Genomic DNA, 5,797 nt, shown 5'->3' with positions numbered 1-5,797 from the left:
TTTTACACCGTAAATCAAGCATTCCTCACAAGCGGCTTGTATGGGCATCCGAATAGTTTTACTTGAATTAGATTCTTCAGATTTGCGATATACAGGTGCAATCAATCCAGATAATTCCAATCGCTTCATCCCTTCATGAACTTCAGAAGCACTCATGCAAAGATATGTTGCCAAATCTTTTTGAAGTAATTGCTCTGGATGTTCACTAGCTAATATTTTTAACAATATCACGATGTCTTGTGGCTTTAACATTTATCGTTCCAATGCGACCTCTATAAATAAAGTATAGCACAAATTCGCAATTCGCGAATCGCGAACTGCGAATTTACAATCGATTGTTGTGTTATTATTTAAGTGAAGAAATGTACTTTGTCCCATACGTCCCAAAATTACAAAACGAGGTAGGGACGTTTCTAGCTCAGAAATGATGCGGATGTCCCACTTGCCCCCTTCGTCCCAAGTATTTTTTTAATGAATTTAATTCCATTTGAATAGGAAATATAGTTTGCTCACACTGTCTATTTTATAAATTTGCGTTATCCTATCCGCGCTTTAAAATGGAAAAAGGAAGATAGATGAAAAGCAAAATAATCGTTTTAGCTTTATTATTTGGCTCACAAATAAATATAGCAAATGCAGGATTAGCCGCTACGACTGTCCATAGTCGAGCAAATTGTATCAATAATGAATCTATAACTTGGTGGCTTGGTCACTCTTATGATTGGCGTGTTGTAAGTACTCATACCAATATTTATGGAGGAGGTCATCTTATTGATACAGGATATGCTGTTACTTGGAGGCAAGCAGCTGTTCATTGGAATGAAGCCCCATTAAACGATCACAGATGGGTAGTTTCCGGGTATCATTATTTAAGTGACTATGGCAATGGAAGAATACCATTTGATACAACGTCTGTTGGCGACTGTAGCATTTATAATGGCTGGTGGGATTATTAATAAGTACAAGCGATAAAGGGAATAAAAATGAATAGCAAATTATTAGTAGCAGGGATCACTGCTTTATTTTCTTTTAGTGTAATAGCAAGCAATGAGCAAGCTTTAACAAAAGAAGAAATAAATAAAAAAAACAAAGAAATTCTTGCTAAAGCAGGTATTGAAATACCTGAATATAATGAAATAAATATTGTCACTGCGAACAAATATATTAATAGCATGAATATTAAAGATGCAAACGATGCTCATTTGGCAAAGAAAATGCGAGAGTATCTAGTTATGAACGATGAACAACAAAAAAATGGTTATGTTAATGACAATGAACCCAGAGCAAAGGAATTATTAGATTTAAAAAATACCGCAGCTTACCAAAAGAAAAAATACAATGGAGTTCTTTCCGCAGAAAGCACTCATATTAGAGACTCCAGTACTGATCTAAAACTTGCATATACATTTGTTGGTGTTCCACCGGAAGATATGGACATTAGCATTGGTTTTGCTCCCTATGGTGCATATAAATCGGTAAAAAATGGTGATGGTGGTGATGGATGGGATGGAGCGGTACAATTTTTTGATAAAAATGGAATTGGTAGCTGCGCGTTTTCAGAGCATAATAGAAAATTATCGGGATTAGGTGTTGAGCTCATTAAAGAGCTGGTTTCTTATGACGTTCAAAATAGACCGACGGTTATACTTGTCAAAGGAACCAAAGAAAGTGGCTATGTCTATAAAATAAAATGGTATGACCCAACGTTTAGTCGTGAACTTGAGTGTGCAAACATGGAATTTAGCCCTCAGATTAAAGAGAATGTGATTGCATTAGCCAGTCGTATAGAATCTTATCAGCAACCATAACTTTATAATCTATGAGCTTAGATTGATATTTGTAAATTGATTTAGGCTCATGAAATTAATCAATAAAAGTAGCTGGCGTAACAATTAGAAATGAGAATCATCATACTTGGAGATCATTGCACTTATAACATCTATCAGGCCGATTAATTCATGAGATTCATCTTCCCCAACAATATCCAGCAATTTATCGAGAAAACCAGCTAACTGATCATATTCATCTGCATTTTGGGGCTCACGTATCACCGATGAGATATGCTTCCAATGTTCTATCAATTCATTGATGTTCATATCTCAACTATCGCTGTCATGTGTTCCTGTAAAAAATTAGCTACTTGTTGCATGGGCTTCCTCAATCGTTCAACATCTTTCATGATATACCCTGCTGTAACATCATTATTCATTTTATGATTAAGCAAACGTTTTAAAGCATAAGCCGGTAAGTCCAAACTATCGGCAACAGTAGCAAAAGTTCGTCTTAAGTCGTGCAAAGTAAATGGTACGCTAGATAACTCCACTACCCTATTCACCGCTTTTTTAGGTTCATAGATATAACCCGTTTTACTTTCCGCTGGGAATACAAATTCACTAGTTTTATTTCGGCTTCTGCGTTCCATTAACTCATAAACAAAGTCAGACATAGGTAATGTGTGGATTTCATGGTTTTTAGTGTCTTGGATGGTGATTGTTTTGGATTTAAGATCAATGTCCTTCCAGCGCAAAGAGCCTGCTTCCATCTTTCTCATACCGGTGAATAAGAGTAATAAAAAATAATCATGCCACAGTAAAGCGTTGCGGTAGTTGTCTGTCTCCACCAACACAATGACTGCTTTATACCAGTCAGCTAATTGATGAGGTTTGATAACCGTTTGTTTTCGATCCACTCGATACCATGCCCGGGTATGTGATAGGTATTTGACCGGGTTAATGGTAATAATCGGATGGCCATTGCCGTCTTGATATTCATACATGGCGTAATTAAAAATAGCTCTTAATACCCTCATGGCATTATTTGCGCGTGCTTTACTATTTGCTTGGCCATGTTTGGTGTGCCGTTTGGCAATCATCTCTCGGGTAATATTAATCAGCGGTTTATCAAGCCAATCAGGCACAACTTCATGCAGCACACATTGATAATCGTTTAAGGTACGTGGCTTTAAATCTTTTCTTGCTTTGAGGTAGTCATTCAATACCTGCTGTAATGTCATGGCATGAACTTTTTTGGTTTTTTTTCCGCAATGGGATCATCACCTCTGGCCACACTTCCCAAAAGACTCTTAGCTTGCTTTCTGGCTTCTTCAACCGTCAAATTGCCGTATTTGCCTAAAGTCACTCTTTTTACCTTGCCATTGATTCTGGTTTCAATGATGAAGCTTTTAACACCACCTGAGGTAACTCTTAAAGCAAAACCTTTTAAATCATTATCACGATAAAATGTTTGGGTTTTACCGGGAATATGTTCGAGTTTATCAACAATAGTTTTGGTTAATTTAATACCCTTTTCAGCTTCCGCCATAATTTACCCCTAAAATTCCATGTAGACGCCATGTAGACACTTTATTTAAAACTAAATAAATTTCAATATGGCAAATTATGGCTTATAAACGTTGATTTTAAAAGGTTTTTAAAAGAATTTAAAATTTGATAAAACGTGCTAAAACCCATATTTTACAGACTCGTAATCCGTTGGTCCTGGTTCAAGTCCTAGTGGGCCCACCAATAAAATCAGGTCTATTCCGAAGACATCGGTTACAAATTATACCGGAGACATAGGTAACACTTTAGACCCAAAAGGATTAGGTAAAGGTTCCAATTTACATGTCTTTTCATCAAAATATCCTAAATCATACCTCATAAAACTTACTAATCTTGGTTTGTGACCACAAACTGTAGCCATGCATCACCCACTGCCCCATAATACTTGCTTGAATAGTTCTTAAGCGTTAGCGCAAAGCTAGCTGGGCTTAGTTGTTGATGTAAGGTTTCAAATAGTCCCATGCCACAACCCGCGTCAGCTTCAATATCCGCTAAACGAATTTCTTGCCCTGCATTACAACGCTGGCCAATTCGTGCCATTAAGGTAGCAAGAGACTCTTCACCTGCAGATAGAAATATCAAAGCCCACTTATTCGCTGCTTTGAGCGTACCTAACTTTGAAGCTCTATTTTTACCTTGGCCATTTGCAAGCAGATAAGCAGCTTCACCCGCCTCTCGAGGCTCGAGCTGACTGAGCTCATCAAGAATCAATAAGCCATCGTTATGCATTGCTGCCAATCCTTCTAAGCCATTAGCAGTGGCACGCCATAAGCGTATATATGAATTAGGTTTACCCCATACCGATGCAGCCACATTCAGTGCCGTACTTTTGCCAGAAGATGAAGCACCCCGAAAATGAAAACCACCAGAGTCTTCACCAGCAAGTCTTGCAATGGTTGGAGCAAAGGCACTGGCAATAGCAAACACCAGTCTTGAATTACCTATGGCAAGCTTGGCTATAGAATTTTTCCATTCTTCAGCACTCCCTGAGGTTGATAGTGATGATTCAATGGCGTTGGTATTTTGAAAAACGATTTTTTCTTCCGATTGGCCAATAGCATGCTTAGGTGTAACAAATACTTTGTTATGCCAACCTAGCTTATCTACACAACGTGCTCGCGCTTCTACCGGAAAGACTTGCACATAAGATGTTAATAAATCCCGTGCATGATGACCTGGCGACATGGTTAAACCTAATCGAACTAACTCACGCCGTACATCTGAGGCATCCCCTTGTAATAAGGCCAGTGGCATTGCCCATTGGTGTGTTATACCATCATCATCTTGCCATTCTAATAAGCGACCCCATTCACCATTATGCGCGTCACGCGTTTTTGCAGTTACGTATAGTGGCGAGCAGATCCACCGTGGTGCAAGTTCATTGCCATCTTTATCTATGCCCAAATAAAATACGCCCTTATTGTTTATATGAAACTTGCCACCGGCATAGTCACAGTAGGTTATTTGCGATTGATGGTCTGCTTGTTTGACTTTTGCATCAAAGGCTATGATTTGATTGTTGCTCATAATATTCTCCAACATATGCTTGCAAAGACGACACAAGGCAACCTTTGCTGATATTTAATTCCAGACAAGTTGATGTGTGCTATGAATAGCTTTGTTGACTTGTTGAGCTATAAATTTTCTGTTGAATATATTCGAGAACATCACTTTTGCGATAGAGAACTTTACGACCAATTTTGATGTAGGGGACACCGCCACCAGCCCAACGATTACGTTCAAGCAAGTGAGTAGAACAACCAAGAACTGCGGCAATGGTTTGTTGATTGAAAAGAGCTGATTAGGGGGCTAACTCAAATTCATTTAAGAGGTGTAACCGAGTTGTTTTTGGTGAAGACATGGAAACCTCCGTATCATAATACATTCAGCATAGAGCTGACTTTTTAATGTATTTTTCATTATGCAATCCTTTGATTAATATTATTTAACAAACACAGCACACTGTATTAAACAGTTAAGCGATGCTTGCGACTCTTTCCTGCCCATTAGGAATGGTTAGCAGGTTTGGCTTTAACTTCAAGCTCGACCAGAGTATTGCTGGTTTGCTAAAACTCTGTCAAGCAAAAAAGTTCGAATTAAAAGAGGTGTTATCAAATGATATTGATTGATACTGAAAATCTCTTTAAAAATGAAGGTGTCCCATACGTCCCATGGTTGAAAAATAAGGTAGGGACGTGTCTAGCCCAGTAATGACGCGGATGCCCCACTTGTCCCTTTCGTCCCTCTCATTTCTATAATCCATAATAGACGAACTTATAATCCATATTGGACGAAGCCAAATAGAACTACCGTCTTCAAGATGCTAAAGTGTTATTAATTCTTGTATCGTAGGCTTACAGTACTCTGCTGCGCCAGCCTTTACTATTAAGTTATTTGTAGGCTGATATTCCGCGTCACTATGCGTGTGTCCGCAAAGAACTAAAAAGTCTATTGCG

General features: G+C 38.3%; 3 protein-coding genes and 4 pseudogenes. 2 read left to right on the top strand and 5 right to left on the bottom strand.

Going from position 1 to position 5,797, the window contains the following annotated elements:
* Nucleotides 1–252, bottom strand: a pseudogene (locus Lgra_RS12970) (hypothetical protein); the annotation flags it as partial.
* Nucleotides 253–575: 323 nt separating this feature from the next.
* On the opposite strand from Lgra_RS12970, the gene Lgra_RS12965 reads away from it, so the two are divergent.
* Together Lgra_RS12965 and Lgra_RS12960 are read left to right on the top strand one after the other, a co-directional pair.
* Nucleotides 576–956, top strand: a complete 381-nt coding sequence (locus Lgra_RS12965; protein ID WP_058499699.1) for a hypothetical protein — start codon at nucleotides 576–578, stop codon at nucleotides 954–956.
* A 27-nt stretch (nucleotides 957–983) separates the two neighbouring features.
* Nucleotides 984–1,808: a hypothetical protein gene (locus Lgra_RS12960; protein WP_058499698.1), complete on the top strand. Its 825-nt coding sequence runs from the start codon at nucleotides 984–986 to the stop codon at nucleotides 1,806–1,808.
* 84 nt (nucleotides 1,809–1,892) lie between these two features.
* On the opposite strand, the gene Lgra_RS12955 is transcribed toward Lgra_RS12960, so the two are convergent.
* The 4 genes and pseudogenes from Lgra_RS12955 to Lgra_RS18350 form a co-directional block, all read right to left on the bottom strand.
* On the bottom strand, nucleotides 1,893–2,096 hold the full coding sequence (locus tag Lgra_RS12955; RefSeq protein ID WP_058499697.1) for a hypothetical protein: 204 nt from the start codon (nucleotides 2,094–2,096) through the stop codon (nucleotides 1,893–1,895).
* Nucleotides 2,093–3,321 (bottom strand): annotated as a pseudogene (locus Lgra_RS12950) (tyrosine-type recombinase/integrase). Before Lgra_RS12950 ends, Lgra_RS12955 begins: the two are co-directional and overlap by 4 nt.
* A gap of 353 nt (nucleotides 3,322–3,674) precedes the next feature.
* A pseudogene (locus Lgra_RS12945) lies at nucleotides 3,675–4,868 on the bottom strand (DUF927 domain-containing protein); the annotation flags it as partial.
* A 79-nt stretch (nucleotides 4,869–4,947) separates the two neighbouring features.
* Nucleotides 4,948–5,202, bottom strand: a pseudogene (locus Lgra_RS18350) (helix-turn-helix transcriptional regulator).
* Nucleotides 5,203–5,797 lie beyond the last annotated feature (595 nt).

The organism is Legionella gratiana, assembly GCF_001467695.1.
Lineage (GTDB): Bacteria > Pseudomonadota > Gammaproteobacteria > Legionellales > Legionellaceae > Legionella > Legionella gratiana.
The sequence above is the reverse complement of the archived record's forward strand: the minus strand, read 5'-3'. Positions and strand labels throughout refer to the sequence as shown.

Excerpts from the sequence above, each read along its gene's own strand:
- Lgra_RS12965 (WP_058499699.1), top strand. The coding sequence starts at position 576 with ATGAAAAGCAAAATAATCGTTTTAGCTTTATTATTTGGCTCACAAATA.
- Lgra_RS12955 (WP_058499697.1), bottom strand. The coding sequence starts at position 2,096 with ATGAACATCAATGAATTGATAGAACATTGGAAGCATATCTCATCGGTG.
- Lgra_RS12960 (WP_058499698.1), top strand. The coding sequence starts at position 984 with ATGAATAGCAAATTATTAGTAGCAGGGATCACTGCTTTATTTTCTTTT.